Origin of the sequence: Gemmobacter caeni (assembly GCF_003054195.1) — a bacterium.
Taxonomy (GTDB): Bacteria; Pseudomonadota; Alphaproteobacteria; order Rhodobacterales; family Rhodobacteraceae; genus Gemmobacter; species Gemmobacter caeni.
In genome coordinates this window covers 315,752-329,240 of record NZ_QBKP01000002.1, presented here as the reverse complement: position 1 = coordinate 329,240, position 13,489 = coordinate 315,752, and the positions used below count along the sequence as shown (strand labels likewise).

Here is a 13,489-nt window from a genome sequence, read left to right as displayed (position 1 = left end):
GAAAATTCCCAGAGACTCGGTTTTTCGCTCAATATGCGGGAACGACCCGGTCATGCCCGCGGCCGCCCACCAGGTCGCAGGCGGCGCCAGCGGGGATCGGTGCCTCGCCCGGGTTGAGGTTCTGGACGATGACCCGACGCTCTCCGCGATCGAGGGCGACCAGATATTCCACGCCCTGACGGGTGGTCCGACGCTGGTTCGCCGCGTCCGCCGCGCCCGCGCCGATCGCAGCGCCCGCGACCGTTCCGAGGTTGCGCGCCAGCCGATTGCCGGACCCGCCGCCGATCTCACGACCGATCGCATTTCCGATCAGGGCGCCGGTAACGATCCCGACCCCGGTCGTTGCGGCGCTCCGGTTGCGGTCCTCCTGGCTGTCCCCGACAACAGCCACGTAGCGGGCGGAGATGACCCGGCAGGAGGCCGCATACATCGCACGTTGCGATTCCGAGGCCCGATAAACGGAGGCGCCGTTCTGCAAGGGTTGGGTCTGCGTCGTGCAGCCGGCCACCGTTGCGGCCAGCAGGGAAACGGTCAGGACGGACTTGAGGCCGAGAAACATGGGGAACCCTCTCCTGTGATGTTCGAGTCCCCCTACATCTATTATTTGCGAAAATCTTTATCAATAGGTTTTGCGAAAATTTATCCCTGTTCGGCTTGCACACGCAAGGCGTCCTGTCCGATCTCCCTTGCCCCCATCCCGGAGAACCGGTCCATCGCTTTCACCCAGGGGACCTCCTGCCACTCCTGCGTCTTGAAGGCGCGCAGGATCGCCTCTTTCAGGTCCCGGCTGCGCTCCGCGCGCAGGACGAGAACCGCGGCCACATGGGCCGCGTCCGGCCCCTCGAAACAGGAGTCGAAGCGCCGCCCCCAGCGCCCCCTGCGCAGCGCCTTCCCGGCATAATCCACGCGCTGCTGGAAACTGCGCGTCTTCGTCGGGATCGCAGGGGGGAGGATGACGGGGGAGGGCTGCACGACGGGTTGCGACATATTGAACCTCTTGTTTTCTACCCCTCATCCTATGCGATCAGGCGGAACCGCCGCAACGCACCGTTTCCCCTCCCCGAAAGATCATTGTGGATTTCTCGATCCGCACCATCTCCTGTGGGGGCGGGCACGCCGCCACCCGCGACCGGAGAACCACGGAGGTCCCATGGCCGAAAAGACGAATATCGAGAGGATTCTGGCCCCGTTGTGCGCCGGGACCGTTCCGCCCGGGTCAAAAACCGGACAGTCACTGATCCGGGACGCGCTCCTGATAGACCCGGAGCGGACCGCTGATCTGGTCCGGCCTATCGACAGGTCGGCGCTGCGGGAGGGGATGCGCGGACTGGGGCTGCCGGAGAAACAGGTCGCGGATCTTCTGCGCCAAGCGGATCCGGGCGTGGGGCCTGTCGCTGACCCGTTCGCCGGATCCGACGCGGGGGGGATGACCCCGTTCGAGGACCCGGGCGCACAGATGCGCCGCGGCCCGGTCCCGCCCTGGGCCCGCTGATCAGGGGGCCGGAAGCGGGCCCGTGAGGCGCTCGATCACCTCGTCAAACCCCTCCAGACGCTCCCAGAGCAGGACCTGAACCTCCTCCTCGCCGAGCTCCGTCCCGTCCTCATCAACGACACGAAGTGCGCCCCCGTCCGGACCGCTCAGGACGAGGTCGGGACAGTCCTCCCGTCCGGTGAGCCGGATCTCGAAGAGCTTTTCGGCCCGGAACCGGTCCTCGCCGGCGACGCGGAACGGTCCCTCGATCTCCGCGCTCAGGAGCGCCTCCCTCGTTATCTTTTCTCGCATTTTCGGCTCTCCTCGATCAGTTCGCCAGCGTGTCACGCAGGGTCCGGTTTCCGCGCAGTCGGCGTCTCAGCTTCTCAAGCGCCCTCACCTCGATCTGCCGTATTCTTTCGCGGGTCAGCCCGAACTCCTCCGCGATCATCTGAAGGGTCTGCGGCTCATCAAAAAGGTGCCTGCGCTCCAGAACCTCCCGCTCTCGCGGCTTCAGCTCGGCCAGGCCGTCCTCTACGAGGCTCCGGAACAGCGTCCGACTCTGCTCCCCGAAGAGCTCGGTCTCGGGGGTCTCCTCCGTATAGAGGACCCTGCCCGGACGCTCGTCGCTCGGGTCCTCCGATCCCGGATGCGTCTCCACCGGGATCTCCTGAAGTTGCGTCAGCGTCAGGAGCGACCTGATCTGGTCCGGGCAGAGCCCGATCCGCCGCGCCGCCTCCCGCTCGATCCCGTCCTCAGGGAGCGGGATGCGCCCGAGCGCCACGTCCGACTCGACCCGAGCCCGGGTCTGCTGATACCAGGCGAAGACCTTCTGGGTCTTCTCCGATCTCGGCACCCGGATCAGCCCGGCGGTCTGACCGATCGCGTTCTGGATCTCTGCCCGGACCCAGAACACCGCATAGGTGGAAAAGCGGTTCCCGTTGTCGGGGTCATACCGGTCCAGCGCCCGCATCAGCCCCATGACCCCGTCCTGAAACAGGTCCTCAGGGGACCTTGCGCGGGACCTGAGCCGCGCGATCACCCCTCGGATCAGGTCGAAATGGGCCCGAATGATCCGGTCCCGGGCCGCCAGGTCCCCGTCACGTCGCCACCTCAGGGCGAGCTCCCTCTCCTCCTCAGGGGAGAGCCGCTCACTTCGTAGCCGGCTCGAGACCCCCCCGCTCATGCCAGGCCCCGTCTCAGCGGCGACACCAGGGGGCCGGGAGCCTCCTCCTCGCACCAGAAGGGGGACTCCTCCGCAGGACGCATCCCGTCCCGGGACGCAAGCTCATGCGGATCCGGCTCCCAAAGGTCAGGGAACACCAGAAGTCTCACCTGGTGGCCTGCGGCAGGAACCGGACGATCAGATCTGGACCTGACGGTCATCTGAGCCCCCCCGTTCCGTCCGGCGCAGAGGGGGCGCAGCCGTAGCTTGCGACATGCGCACGCTGCACGGGGGCCGCATCCGCGAGCAGACCCCCCACCGACTCCCTCCCGAAAAGCGCGCTCGTGACCCGTTCCGCGAGATGAGCGCCCGCCCTGGTGTCGGAGGGGAAGTGGACCCCGGCGATCTCACGTCGGATCGCGACCCCGGCCGCAACACGGCGGTAGTCCGGAACGCAGTCCGGGACGATCCGACCCAGAACCTCCGCCAGCGCGTAGATCTGCGCCGCATGGCCCGACGGGTAGGAGGGGTGCGCGGGCACCGGTATCACCGCTCCGAGGGAGGGCCGGATCTGTGTCGGCCGTGCACGTGAGGACTCACGTTTCGCACGCAACGTGAACCAGGCCGCCTCCGTTCCGGTGACCTCGAGCAGCGACCACAACTCGGGAGCGGCCTCCCGGGCCGGGATCATCCCGTAGTCGCGGAGCAGGCTGACCGCATCCGTCTCCGCCTCGAACGCGATCAGCCGACGGGTCGCCTCGTCCCGGAGCGCTGTCTGGACGAACTGGAGCCGGTCAAGCTCATCGCGTGTCTCCTGCGGGCTCGGGACCGGCGGGAGGCCGAGATCAAGACCCGCCGGAAGAACCGCGGGTCCCGCGGCGAGCGTCAGCAGAAGGTCCGCCCCCCACATCGCCTCCGTGAAGCGGGCCTCAGCCTCATCAGACGCGCGCGCGCCAAAAGAAGGGGCGAGGGACATCACGAGAAAAAGGCAGGCGACCAGGCGCCTGCGCCGTGAGTCTGACCGATTCGCTTTTTCGCAAATCGACATACGGGACATTCCGACCGGACCCGTCACGCGTGATCCGGACATGGACAGATCATCGGGTCATCGGCCCGTAACGCCTCGCCCGGCCGACCCGTCCTGGCCCGTTTCTGCTGGTGATCTGACAACATGCTGCTCCTCGCAAGACCTCTTTATGGGCCGGATATTACATGTGTTACTCTTTTTCGCATCTGATCTTCAACCGAAATATCGGGTCACCCGCCCGCGGCGGGCATACATCCGGTGCCGAGACGCGGTGAGAGCGCCCAGTCCCCGGGTCGGATGCCTGCGCGTGCCACCTCGCCCGCGTTCACCTCGAGCACGGCGCTGACCGGATGGCCGGACCAGATCGTGGTCTCATCATGCGGGATCGCGCCCTCATACAGGGTCGCAACCCGCCCCTCCGGAGTGATGAAAAGCATATCGAGCGGGATGAGGGTGTTCTTCATCCAGAACCCGACCTCGCCGACCGTATCGAAGAGGAACAGCATCCCCTCCTCGCGCGGCAGCTCCTCGACGAACATCAGACCCTTTTCCCGGGTCTCCGGGGTGTCCGCGAGGCTGACCTTGTAGCTGGCGCGTTCCATCCCGTCAGATCCGACGATCATGATCCGATCCGGCGCGCAGTCCCGGACCTCCGCCTCATCTGCCTGGAGCGGCGCGCCCGAAAGGAGGGCGATCGTCAGCAGGGGGAGAATTCTGGCATGCATGAGGCCTCCTTTGCGTGCGAGGGGGTGAAATCCGGAAGTTTCGGGGCCACCCCCCGTTCCGCCAGGTAACGCCCCGCGTCCCGCACGGCGCGCGGGGCCCCGAGGTCGTCCGGCAGCGCATCGAGCGCCCAGGCGAAGGCCTCGAGATAGACCTGACGCGCCAGGTTCGGCTCAAGGAGAGCGGGGGTGATCCCGAGCGGTTTCAGGGAGGGGTCCTGCCTCCAGAGCGCCTCCCTGCCAGCGCTCAGCGCCGGCTCACAGATCATCACCTCCCGCTCGTCGATCCGGACCCGGGTGTCGATCCGCTTCAGATCAGGCTTTATCCGGGCGACCATATCCGGGCCGAGCCCGAAGGCGGAGAAGATGACGGACTGGGCCAGATCCTCATAAACACGGAACTGTGGGATCAGCGCTTTCATCGGTGTCGGCATGTCCCCGAAAAAGGCCTCGGATCCGTCATGGAGAAGATAGCAGAGCGCCTCGGAGCGGGTCCGGATCAGCCCCGAACGATGAGCGTGGGAGGTCATGATCACGCTGTGCTCTGCGACCGAGTAGAAGGTGACCTCCTCGGAGATCTGCCCCGCATATCGACAGGTCCGGGACAGCCCGGCCGCGATGTCCTCAAGATAGACCTGCGACTCCTGGGGCGATTCGATCGACCACATCCCCCCGCGTGAGGTCGCAAGCCAGCTGCCTGTGAATTCTGTGCCCATGGGATCCCCCTTCTCGTTTCGGGAACCTTACACGTCACTTGCGAAAAACGGGACGGTTCGGTTCGTGTTTTATCCTTTGCCTTGAGGAATGGGAAGCGTATATTTTTTCGCAAACCCGTAGTTGCGGGAGAGGAGCCTTGTTCATGATGCAGATAAGGGCCGGAACGGCTGCCGACCCGGCCGGCGGGGACGCCGCCCTTGAGGTCTCGACGCGCGGCGTCACCCCGCGGGTCTGGTATTTCAGGCCACAGCGGGACGGGGACTTCGGTCGCCTGCTGATGGAGGGGGGGCTGATCACGGCGGAGTTCGGGGTTCGCGCGGACCTTTCGGAGCACTACGAACCCGGACAGATCCTCGACGCGGTCACCGAGGCGAACCCGCATGAGGCCCGGTCCCGCATCCGGTCGATGTCGACACAGCTGAACGCGCTCGTCAACGAGATGCAGCCGGGTGACCTGGTCCTCTGCGCCCTCCCCGGGGCGCCCCGGTTCGGGATCGGGCAGGTTGGTCCCGGCCTGGCGGAGGACCCGGACGGCAGACCCGCCCGGTCATTGCGCTGGCTGCGCGACCCGATCCCGCGTGACGCGGTCCTTTCGGACCTTCTCACCGTGACCGGGTCCTATGTGCCGATCACCGAGGTGACCCGTCCGGGCATCCTGGACCGGCTGCGCGGCCTGATCAGGGACGGGAGGGATCCGGGACCAACCGGACCCCTTCTCACCGGACCCGCCTCCCTCGAGGCGCTCATAGCCGCCGAGACGGCCCGGATCCGGGACCGGATCGGGGCGGTTTTCACCGGGCACGCGATGGCGGAGCTGACCGGGGCGCTCCTGCGGGCCCAGGGGCTTACCGTTCAGGTCGGAACGCCGGGGCCCGACGGGGGGGTCGATCTGATCGCCGGCGGAGGTCCGCTCGGCCTCGCCCCGCCCCGCCTCGTCGGCCAGGTGAAATCCGGGCTTCAGGTCGCCGGGGACGAGACCCTCCAGGCGCTGATCGGGAACCTGCACGGCTCCGGCGCTGACGCGGCGCTTATCGTCTCCTGGTCCGGGCTGACCCGTCAGGCCCGGGCGCGAGCGCAGGGGATGGGGTTTCGGCTCCGGGTCTGGGACGCGGAAGAGATCCTGCGGCTTTACCTGGACCTTCAGGACCGGTTGCCGGACGGGATCAGGTCACGGGTGAGGGTCGAGACCCGCGCCCTGCATCGGCTTCTGGACTAGGGTTCGGTCGATCCGGGAAGGATCACTGGGCGATGACGTTCAGCGTCGCCGTGTAATCCCCGTCCTCGGAGGCGCGGAACTGGACCTGGACCGGACATTGCGCCCCCATCACGAGGGTCCCGGTGCAGCCGTCCGACAGGATCACGAAATTGGCGTTGCTCGGGCTCACGGTGACGCCGGTGATCTGGACGTCTCGCGACACCTGATTGCGATAGGTGAGGGTCCGGATCTCCCCGTTCACGATCGTCCCCGGTTCGGCCCCGTCCGCGTCGAGAAGAAAACCGATCCCGGTCGAGTTGACCAGGGTCACGAGCACGGCCGGGGTCCCGGTCGCTCCGGTGACGGTCGTGCGAAACACGAAGCTCTGCGCATAGGCGGCCGCGGCCAGAGAGAGGGACAGGGCGGCCGCCACCGCCGTCGTCTTGAGGTTTGCCCTGATCATCAGCGACTCCATTTCACCCGGTCCCGGCCTTCTTTCATAACGGAAGCCAGGCTTTCTTATCCATTTTTCGCACATCCCGACGACAAGATCAACGCTTTGGTCCGCAAATCGCACGCGCGACCGGGGAGACCGGGCCTGCCGGGTCCGTCACCTCATCCGCGAGCTCCGAGACCTGCGACCAGGCGCAGCTGAAGACGGAGCCGGAGATCTGCGTCCCGCGCAGAAACACGTTGGTGACCCCGCTCGTGGTACAGGTTCCGGACAGCGGCGGGCGCTCGTCCGGGCAGGTCACCGAGCAGGTGAGATCCCCGGTCACACAGCCGGAGCTGAGCACCTCGATCTCGCGGGTATAGGCCTCGAGGTTCTGATCTCCCAAACCGGTCAGGGTCAGAGCTCCACCCGCGTCCTGAGACACTTCCCCGTAGCTCAGCGCGTCAAAGACCGAAGAGCCGATCCCGGTCGTGACCGACAGGGGGGCCGCGACCTGAATGAGGCCGCCGCGCTGCCGGATACCCGCGCCCCCCGGCTCGGAGCCGTCGATGGAGACCGGCCCCTGAACGGAGAGGCTCCCCCCGTTGACGAGGACCGGGGGCGAGGAGGCCCCGGACGGGGCGGTCACGCTGACCCCTGAGGCCAGGATCACCTCCCCCCCGCCGGTCGCGAGGGAGGGGAGCTGCGAGTCCCGGATCAGCAGGCGGGACCCGGCCATGCCGGAGACGCCGAGACCGGTCCCGAAGCTGACCCCGTCGATCGTCGTATCCGCGGGGAACCGCAGAACGCCGGCGGCATCGGACGGATAGGTGTTGATCACCGGACTGTCCCCCGTTGCCGCCTCCAGGATGAGGTGCCGGCCGAAGGCGTCCGGATGCGGCGAGGTCCCGCCCGCACCCGCGCCGAGATCCGTCGCGGTCGGGCTGATCAGGAAGGGGCCGCCGGCGTCATCCAGGACCACGGTCAGGCGGTGCGGACGCAGATAGCGCCATTCCGTCAGGACCGTGCTCAGGGCGGCGGGGTCGGAGGCGGAGAGCCCGGACCCGCTCGCCCCCTGAGCGGCGTGACGACGCAGAACACGGGGCGCCTGAGCAAGACTGTCCGAGAGCGCGTCCACGGTGACCGCACGGACGGAACCGGTGACCGGGCCGGTCGTCAGCCAGGCCCTCCCGTCCCAATACACGTTGTTGCAGGCCGGGACCGCTGAGGCGTTGTTCGAGGGGGAGATCAGAAATGCGAGGACCGTCGGGGCGTCGGGCGCGTCCAGAGGGTTCGACGGTCGGGCGCCCGAGATCACGTAGGGGCGTGCGGCACCGTAGACGACCGGATCGGAGGTGAGGGACACGGCGTAGTTCGCGCCCCCGTAGACGGTCGCGGAAGACCCGCCAGGGGCGGTCACCGGCGCGTAGGGGCAGTACCCGTAGGGGGTCCCCCAGGGGGTGACGCGCTCACCGCTGACCCAGTCCGGGAGAGAGGTCCGGGAGGTGAGGCTTGACGGGAAGGAGGGGACCCCCATCGGCACGAAGAACCGCCCCTCCGCATCCGCGATCACGACCTGGCGCAGCGCACTCGCGGTCATCTCGAGCCGGGCCGCGTTCCGTTCCGCCAGGGAGAGCGCGTTCGCGGTCTGCACCGAGGAGAGCAGGGTGTAGCCGACCGCGCCCGCGAGGACGAGGGCGGCCACCATCAGGACATAAAAGCCGATCACGTGAATTCTCCCCCTTGTCCGCCAGTAACCGCGACGTCAGATGTTCTCACAGGCGGGCCAGCTGAAGAACTCCGGGTCCGTACAGGGGGGGCAGCCGTTCGGCGCGAGATCCGTGTTCAGGCCCGCGATCCGGTTGACGTTCAGACACTGCTGGACGTCGGTGAGTTCCCGCTGGATCGCCATGTCGACGATCGTCCAGTTCCCGCGCGGCACACCGGAGAGATAGTCCTCCGCAACGAGCCGGGAGAGAAGCTCCTCCGTGGCGCTCACGCCCAGGACCGCGTCCTCGATCCCGCCCGGGTATTCCCCGTTCCGGACCCGGTACATCTCCATCGCCGCCTTGATCTGGGAGGCCCCGTTCACGATCTCCGCATAATCGGTCTCCTGCGTTTTCGTCGAATAGGCCTCCCCCCCGTAGTAGAAGGCGGCGACCCCCAGCGCGATCACGAGAACGATCGAGAAGATGACGGCGATCAGGTTAAACATGCGAAACAGTCTCCTTTATGGGGGTCAGATCCGGGCCCCGAAGGCGGTCAGCACGAGGCCGCCGCCGAGGTCGAGATCCGCGCAGCGGAAGGGCGGAAGTGACCCGTCATCAAGTCCGAAATCCTCGGCGGTCAGGGTGCCGGTGACGGTCGTGCGGGCCGCGCCGCCCTGGCGCTCAACCTCATCACAGATCCCGTTCTGATTGTCCTCGTTGAGGAACACGTAGACCGAGTCCCCGTCCTGCGAGATCGACCAGTTCCGGATCCAGCCGAGCGCGAGCGGATCCTTCGAGACGATCTGGGGGGGGACGACCGGTTTGGCCTGAAGATACCCGCCGTCGACCAGCCGGGTGATCGCACAGGCGGACTGGGTCCCGGTCGAGCAGTCCGGCTCCGTCGAGGAGACACTCGCACCCGCGTTATCGATCCGGAACAGGGCGGTCGCACCGGCCACCTGCTGCGCCTGACTGATGAGGGTTGCCGCTTCAGCACGGGCTGAGGATTTCGAGAAGCCGTCCCCGCCATAGAACAGGGACGCGGCGGCAAGCGCCGCGATCAGCGCGATGGAAATTACGGCGACGATCAGGTTGAACATCTATCAGCTCTCCGCCTCGCGGATGACGATCCGCAAATCAGGTCAACTTGTTTTTTCGCACAGGGGCCGGCGTTGACAAAGCAAAATATTCCGGTTTTCCACACGTTCAGTTCGTATGGACGAACCAGACCGCGGTCGCTGTCTCCACGGAGGTGGCGCCCGGGTTGGTCACGCAGCCGAACCAGGCCTCAGAACCGGAAATGTCGTCATGGGTCGGCAAGGGGCCGTTCGCCGCGACGAAGGGGGTGCCCCCCAGAACCGGCATCTGCTCACAGATCCGGTCCGCCGGGCTCCCGGTCTGTCCGGGACGCTCTATGTTGAGCGGGATCATCCCGACACGTCCGTCCGGGGACATCGACCAGCCGCCCGTCACCGCGCCGACCGGGAGCTGGGGGATCGCGCTCAGATGCCCCCCCTCAAGAAGGACCTCATAACTGACCGCATAGGCCCCCGCGTTCTGGATCCCGTAGACCCGTTGCGCCCCGGCCACCTGCTGCGCGTTATTGACCAGGGTGACCGCATGCGCCCGCGCCGTGTTCCCCGCAGCGCCTCGGGAGAACTGGCCCCCACCGAGGAACAGGGCGGTGTAGCCGGTCAGGGCGATCAGGGCGATCGACATCATCGCGACGATCAGGTTGTACATGGGGAGGCTTCTCCTTCTGAGACGGGCCTTGCCGGTGGCGGGTCATCCCGCCTGTTTTCCTGAGATGAAACAGGAAAGGGCGCCGCCGAAGCCGGCGGCGCCCCTGTCCCCGCGATCAGGCCCCGATCAGAGCTTGAAAACGAAATGGGCGGTCGAGCCGTTGATGTTCGCGGCGCCAGCATCCACCACGCAGGCGAACTGGTTCTGGTCGATGGCGAAGCCGTCCGTACCGAAGGTGGAGGCGGCGGTCAACGCAGCCGAACCGGTCAGGGTCAGCGTCACGCCACCCTGGGCCACCAGCTCACCGCAGACGGTCGCGGCGGGCGAGGTGGTCGCGCCGGCGGTCTCGGTGTTCAGCGGCACATAAGCGAATGTGCCGTCAGCCGACACCAGCCAGGTGCCCACGTCCGTCGCGTTGGCACCGGTCGAGTTCGCGGGCGGGGTCGGGATCGCCTGGAGATAGCCCTGCGTGACCAGACCGTTGGCCGCCGTCATGCTGTTCACGCCGTTCCGGTTGCCCGAGTTCTCGATCATGTAGAGCTGCTGGGCGCCCGAGATCTGCTGACCATTGTTGATCAGGGTCGAGGCCTGAGCCTGCGCGGTCCCGCTGCCGAAGGCAGCGCCGCCGTAGAAGATCGAGGCCGCGGCCATCGCGGCGATGAGAGCGATCGAGATGACCGCGACGATCAGGTTGAACATGTGGAGTCGTCCTCTTCAGAAGGGCGTCCGTTTTTCGCAAACGCGACGCGGGGGTTGATGCTGTCCCGGGGGCACCGGCACATAGGAAGACTTACCGGTTTTCTTAAATGGGACAACGCAGATTCTCGCAGGCCCCACCAGGAAATTGTTGATTTCTTATTTATTTTCTCAACGTGGAGTATCTGAGAGCGAAGACGCCCCGGGGGTCTCCAGGGGCGTCCGAGACGGTTTTGATCAGATGCTGGCGGCGAGCTGCAACATCGGCAGGATGGTAAGGCCGAACAGGATCGCGGAGGCGATCGACATGAAGAGCGCTGCCAGGATGTTCAGCGCGGGCCCGAGCGTCTGCATGCGGGCGATATAGAGGTCGCGGAACTGATCCGCGAGCAGACGGAATGTTCGCGCGACGTCGTCGCGGTCGGAGGAGGCCAGGAGCGAGGCCCGATCGGTCGGGTCAAGGGTCTCCATCCCGGACGCCCAGGGCCTCCCCTTCCTGACCATGTCGAGGGCTCTGATGATGTCGCTCTTGAGGGACCCGGGCCCCATGTCCGATGCGGTGATCTCGAGGGTCTCCTCGATCCGGACCCCGGATTTGATAAGGAGGGAGAGCTTGTAGAAGGTGATGTAGTTGCTCTTGGCGAGGATCAGGTCCGAGTAGAACGGGATCCTGGCGATGACCCGGTCGATCAGGGCCGGACTCGCCCGTCTCCCGATCGTCCCCATGAAGGCCATGAAGCTCATGATCGCCAACAGCACGATATTGACCCACATGAAGACCCGACCGAAGGACTCGATCCAGGCGGTGTTGACCCCAGGGGTCTGGAACATCGCGTTCCCGGTCACCATCGGCCCGAAATACTCCACGGTGGCCACGGTCAGGGCGGCGGAGGCGGCAAAATAGCCGAACCCGGTCCAGACCTCCTTCATCGACCCTTTCCGGATGTTCTGCATCATCTGCTCGAACTCCGCCGCCTCCCGGAGCGCGTTCGAGGCGTTCCCGGCCGCAAAGCCGGCACGGATCAGGGCGGTCAGGCTGGCCGGGAAGCTCTTGCGCTCCTCCTCGATCGCGGTGATGAAGTTCACCCCCGCGTTCACCCGGTCGGAGAGGGACTTCGAGACGCGCCGGATGTTCCCGGTGAAGGCCTGCCCCATCAGCTCGAGCGCCTTCCCCATCGACACCTTCGAGGCGACCATGGTCGAGAGCTTCACCAGGAAGACGTAGCGCTCATAGGGGGAGAGCCCCGGCTGAAGGTCAAGGAAAGCCTGACGCTTGAGCGAGATGATCCGGCCGCGCCGCTTGAGTGAACGCTCCGCATCCGCCCGACTGCTGGCGCTCAGCGTGATCTGGGTCGTCTTGCCCCCGACCGAGACCTTCGCGATGAATACCGGCATACGCCCCTCCCCTTCCCTCGTCCCGGCTCACGGCTCGACGATGAGCGCCCCGTCCGGGTCATTGATGATGATCGTGTAATTGCGCGCGTCCGACACCCCGCTCGTGTGGGAGACGCCGACGGCGAAGCTGAAACCGCCCACCTGGGTGGGGGTGCCCGTGAGAACGCCAGAGGGGTTCAAGGCGAGTCCCGGCGGCGGGGTGCTCACCGTCCAGCTGAGCGCGGAGGCCTCCGTCCCGCTCAGGGTCAGGAGCCCCGAGAAATCGAACCCCGGATAGGTGACCCCGATCTCCCCGTCCGGGACGGATCCGGCACCGAGCGTGACCGAGATGACCGGCTCACCGCTCGGACAGCCCCCCCAGAGCGGACGCGCAAGGGTCCAGGAGGCGGCACCGGAGTCAAAACCGGGCGGGGCGGACCCGATGAGGGGGACGCACCATCCGGACAGGTCCTGGTTGAAGTCCGCCGCCCCGTCAAACATCCGGTCCATGGAGACGACCTGGCTCGTGTCCCATTCCCCGATCGCCTGGTTGAACACCGAGGCGCCACGGAACATGTCCGACATGGTCGTGACGCGCCCCGTCAGCCAGTGCGACAGGTCCCCGTTGAAAAGGGTCCCCTCGAACAGGTCCGACATGTCCGTCACCTGTCCGGTGAAGACGGTCCTGGCCCCCGCCCCGAACCCGTAGGTCTCCCCGTCAGGGCCGGTCAGGGCGAAACTCCCGTCCCCGCCGGCGGCCGGGGAGGCGACGGAACGGAGAAGCGCGTCATCAACGATGAGCATCCCCTCACAGCCGGTCCAGCCGGGCTGACCTATGAGGCCCACCGCCAACGGATCATAACAGGCGGTCGGACCGGAGAGCTCACAGGTCACGCTCTCCGACATCGGCGGCAGGCTGACCCCGCCGGTGAGCTGGATACAGACGCTGCCACCGGACGCCTCAGATCGGAGAGTCCAGCTCATCCCGTCCGGAAGGGGACGGATCGGGGCCTTCAGGAACGGTGTGACCCGCTCCTCCCAGCCCGTGCCGTCGAGGGGGACCCCGTTTGCCACCCGATAGGCGCGCAGGGCGATGTTGATCCGGTTCCGCTCGGCCAGCAGGAACTCCGCCCGCTCCACGGAGACGATCCGCTGCGGGTCGAGATAGGACTGTCCGGCCAGAAGGAGGGCGGCGAACAGGCCGATCGTGATCAGCGTCATGACCAGCTGATACACG

The 13,489-nt window shown here is 66.6% G+C and carries 17 protein-coding genes; 2 read left to right on the top strand and 15 right to left on the bottom strand.

Annotated elements, in window-relative coordinates; all coding sequences use genetic code 11:
• Positions 1-28: 28 nt before the first annotated feature.
• Together C8N34_RS04400 and C8N34_RS04395 are read right to left on the bottom strand one after the other, a co-directional pair.
• Complete coding sequence (locus tag C8N34_RS04400; protein WP_108127982.1) at positions 29-559, bottom strand: outer membrane lipoprotein; 531 nt, start codon at positions 557-559, stop codon at positions 29-31.
• Between the two features lie 80 nt (positions 560-639).
• Positions 640-987, bottom strand: a complete 348-nt coding sequence (locus C8N34_RS04395; protein ID WP_108127981.1) for a hypothetical protein — start codon at positions 985-987, stop codon at positions 640-642.
• Between the two features lie 163 nt (positions 988-1,150).
• Between C8N34_RS04395 and C8N34_RS04390 the strand changes: the two genes are divergently transcribed.
• The gene (locus C8N34_RS04390) at positions 1,151-1,492 is read left to right on the top strand and encodes a hypothetical protein (RefSeq protein WP_108127980.1); all 342 of its coding nucleotides are present in this window, start codon (positions 1,151-1,153) and stop codon (positions 1,490-1,492) included.
• Here the strand turns inward: C8N34_RS04390 and C8N34_RS04385 are convergent, their stop codons facing one another.
• The 5 genes from C8N34_RS04385 to C8N34_RS04365 all read right to left on the bottom strand — a co-directional run bounded on the left by C8N34_RS04385 (position 1,493) and on the right by C8N34_RS04365 (position 5,101).
• Positions 1,493-1,783 carry a hypothetical protein gene (locus C8N34_RS04385; protein ID WP_108127979.1) on the bottom strand — a complete coding sequence of 97 codons (291 nt, stop codon included), beginning with the start codon at positions 1,781-1,783 and terminating at the stop codon, positions 1,493-1,495.
• A 16-nt stretch (positions 1,784-1,799) separates the two neighbouring features.
• A complete protein-coding gene (locus C8N34_RS04380) occupies positions 1,800-2,657 on the bottom strand; it encodes a sigma-70 family RNA polymerase sigma factor (RefSeq protein WP_108127978.1) in 858 nt (285 codons plus the stop codon).
• Positions 2,658-2,853: 196 nt separating this feature from the next.
• The gene (locus C8N34_RS04375) at positions 2,854-3,684 is read right to left on the bottom strand and encodes a phosphatase PAP2 family protein (RefSeq protein ID WP_158640479.1); all 831 of its coding nucleotides are present in this window, start codon (positions 3,682-3,684) and stop codon (positions 2,854-2,856) included.
• Positions 3,685-3,893: 209 nt separating this feature from the next.
• Entirely contained in the window at positions 3,894-4,388 is a 495-nt protein-coding gene (locus C8N34_RS04370; RefSeq protein ID WP_108127976.1) for a DUF192 domain-containing protein, read from the bottom strand.
• Positions 4,361-5,101, bottom strand: coding sequence for an HD domain-containing protein (locus C8N34_RS04365; protein WP_108127975.1), 741 nt, complete (start codon positions 5,099-5,101; stop codon positions 4,361-4,363). The genes C8N34_RS04370 and C8N34_RS04365 overlap by 28 nt, the downstream gene beginning before the upstream one ends.
• A 143-nt stretch (positions 5,102-5,244) precedes the next feature.
• Here C8N34_RS04365 and C8N34_RS04360 point away from each other — a divergent pair, with 143 nt between their 5' ends.
• The gene (locus tag C8N34_RS04360) at positions 5,245-6,318 is read left to right on the top strand and encodes a restriction endonuclease (protein ID WP_108127973.1); all 1,074 of its coding nucleotides are present in this window, start codon (positions 5,245-5,247) and stop codon (positions 6,316-6,318) included.
• Positions 6,319-6,340: 22 nt separating this feature from the next.
• On the opposite strand, the gene C8N34_RS04355 is transcribed toward C8N34_RS04360, so the two are convergent.
• From C8N34_RS04355 to C8N34_RS04320, 8 genes are all read right to left on the bottom strand, one after another.
• Positions 6,341-6,760 carry a hypothetical protein gene (locus tag C8N34_RS04355; RefSeq protein WP_145693554.1) on the bottom strand — a complete coding sequence of 140 codons (420 nt, stop codon included), beginning with the start codon at positions 6,758-6,760 and terminating at the stop codon, positions 6,341-6,343.
• Positions 6,761-6,848: 88 nt separating this feature from the next.
• Entirely contained in the window at positions 6,849-8,459 is a 1,611-nt protein-coding gene (locus C8N34_RS04350) for a hypothetical protein (protein WP_108127971.1), read from the bottom strand.
• Positions 8,460-8,495: 36 nt separating this feature from the next.
• Entirely contained in the window at positions 8,496-8,945 is a 450-nt protein-coding gene (locus C8N34_RS04345; RefSeq protein WP_108127970.1) for a type II secretion system protein, read from the bottom strand.
• Positions 8,946-8,969: 24 nt separating this feature from the next.
• Positions 8,970-9,539 carry a hypothetical protein gene (locus C8N34_RS04340; RefSeq protein WP_108127969.1) on the bottom strand — a complete coding sequence of 190 codons (570 nt, stop codon included), beginning with the start codon at positions 9,537-9,539 and terminating at the stop codon, positions 8,970-8,972.
• Between the two features lie 106 nt (positions 9,540-9,645).
• A complete protein-coding gene (locus C8N34_RS04335; protein ID WP_108127968.1) occupies positions 9,646-10,182 on the bottom strand; it encodes a hypothetical protein in 537 nt (178 codons plus the stop codon).
• Positions 10,183-10,308: 126 nt separating this feature from the next.
• Complete coding sequence (locus C8N34_RS04330; RefSeq protein WP_108127967.1) at positions 10,309-10,881, bottom strand: hypothetical protein; 573 nt, start codon at positions 10,879-10,881, stop codon at positions 10,309-10,311.
• Positions 10,882-11,115: 234 nt separating this feature from the next.
• Positions 11,116-12,273, bottom strand: coding sequence for a type II secretion system F family protein (locus C8N34_RS04325; protein WP_108127966.1), 1,158 nt, complete (start codon positions 12,271-12,273; stop codon positions 11,116-11,118).
• Between the two features lie 27 nt (positions 12,274-12,300).
• The gene (locus C8N34_RS04320) at positions 12,301-13,488 is read right to left on the bottom strand and encodes a BspA family leucine-rich repeat surface protein (protein ID WP_158640481.1); all 1,188 of its coding nucleotides are present in this window, start codon (positions 13,486-13,488) and stop codon (positions 12,301-12,303) included.
• Between the last annotated feature and the right edge of the window lies 1 nt (position 13,489).

Bases quoted from the DNA above. Each gene is read 5' to 3' on its own strand.
- C8N34_RS04400 (WP_108127982.1), bottom strand. From the start codon at position 559: ATGTTTCTCGGCCTCAAGTCCGTCCTGACCGTTTCCCTGCTGGCCGCA.
- C8N34_RS04395 (WP_108127981.1), bottom strand. From the start codon at position 987: ATGTCGCAACCCGTCGTGCAGCCCTCCCCCGTCATCCTCCCCCCTGCG.
- C8N34_RS04390 (WP_108127980.1), top strand. From the start codon at position 1,151: ATGGCCGAAAAGACGAATATCGAGAGGATTCTGGCCCCGTTGTGCGCC.
- C8N34_RS04385 (WP_108127979.1), bottom strand. From the start codon at position 1,783: ATGCGAGAAAAGATAACGAGGGAGGCGCTCCTGAGCGCGGAGATCGAG.
- C8N34_RS04380 (WP_108127978.1), bottom strand. From the start codon at position 2,657: ATGAGCGGGGGGGTCTCGAGCCGGCTACGAAGTGAGCGGCTCTCCCCT.
- C8N34_RS04375 (WP_158640479.1), bottom strand. From the start codon at position 3,684: ATGTCGATTTGCGAAAAAGCGAATCGGTCAGACTCACGGCGCAGGCGC.
- C8N34_RS04370 (WP_108127976.1), bottom strand. From the start codon at position 4,388: ATGCATGCCAGAATTCTCCCCCTGCTGACGATCGCCCTCCTTTCGGGC.
- C8N34_RS04365 (WP_108127975.1), bottom strand. From the start codon at position 5,101: ATGGGCACAGAATTCACAGGCAGCTGGCTTGCGACCTCACGCGGGGGG.
- C8N34_RS04360 (WP_108127973.1), top strand. From the start codon at position 5,245: ATGATGCAGATAAGGGCCGGAACGGCTGCCGACCCGGCCGGCGGGGAC.
- C8N34_RS04355 (WP_145693554.1), bottom strand. From the start codon at position 6,760: ATGATCAGGGCAAACCTCAAGACGACGGCGGTGGCGGCCGCCCTGTCC.
- C8N34_RS04345 (WP_108127970.1), bottom strand. From the start codon at position 8,945: ATGTTTAACCTGATCGCCGTCATCTTCTCGATCGTTCTCGTGATCGCG.
- C8N34_RS04340 (WP_108127969.1), bottom strand. From the start codon at position 9,539: ATGTTCAACCTGATCGTCGCCGTAATTTCCATCGCGCTGATCGCGGCG.
- C8N34_RS04335 (WP_108127968.1), bottom strand. From the start codon at position 10,182: ATGTACAACCTGATCGTCGCGATGATGTCGATCGCCCTGATCGCCCTG.
- C8N34_RS04330 (WP_108127967.1), bottom strand. From the start codon at position 10,881: ATGTTCAACCTGATCGTCGCGGTCATCTCGATCGCTCTCATCGCCGCG.
- C8N34_RS04325 (WP_108127966.1), bottom strand. From the start codon at position 12,273: ATGCCGGTATTCATCGCGAAGGTCTCGGTCGGGGGCAAGACGACCCAG.